This window comes from Priestia sp. BR_2 (assembly GCF_041954005.1).
In the GTDB taxonomy this organism is placed as follows: Bacteria; Bacillota; Bacilli; order Paenibacillales; family Paenibacillaceae; genus Paenibacillus_AQ; species Paenibacillus_AQ lautus_A.
In genome coordinates, this window is sequence record NZ_JAVFHM010000187.1 from 1 (window position 1) to 648 (window position 648).

Sequence of the window (648 nt, forward strand, 5' to 3'; positions counted from 1 at the left end):
AGCTAAAAGATGCTAATAACTTAACATCAACACTAATTTATCCAAATCAGACACTAAACTTATCTAGCATAAAAGAAATCCTACATACTGTAAAACGTGGTGACACTTTGTGGTCAATCGGTCAACATTATGGCGTAACAGTAGAAGAAATTAAAGAATGGAACGGTTTAACAACAGACTTAGTTTTCCCTGGAGAACAATTTAAAATTAAAACGGCACAAGCAGCTCAATCTCAAACAGCTAGTGCGCCAGTAGCAAAGGCAGCTCCACAAGTGCAGCAGTCTCAAACGGCACAAGCTCAGCAAGAACAAGCAGCCCAAGAACAAACACAAAAAGAACAAGAGCAAGCTCAAGTAGCAGCCCAAGAACAAACACAAAAAGAACAAGAGCAAGCTCAAGTAGCAGCACAAGAGCAAGCACAAAAAGAACAAGAACAAGAACAAGCAGAAGCACAAGCACAGGCAGCACAAGAGCAAGCACAAAAAGAACAAGAACACGCACAACAAGCCGCACAAGCACCAGCAGCACAAGAACAAGAACAAAAAGAACAAGAACAACAAAAACAAAAACAACAAGCACAGCCAGCGCAAGCGCCAGCACAAAAAGCACAATAGCAAGACCAACCACCACCAGAACCACAACACACCC

At 42.1% G+C, this 648-nt stretch carries 1 protein-coding gene; it reads left to right on the plus strand.

What is annotated here, in order from left to right; all coding sequences use genetic code 11:
• Window positions 1-614 (plus strand): LysM peptidoglycan-binding domain-containing protein (locus RB298_RS10295; RefSeq protein ID WP_486047016.1); only part of this gene is annotated, 614 nt, incomplete at its 5' end.
• Window positions 615-648: the final 34 nt, after the last annotated feature.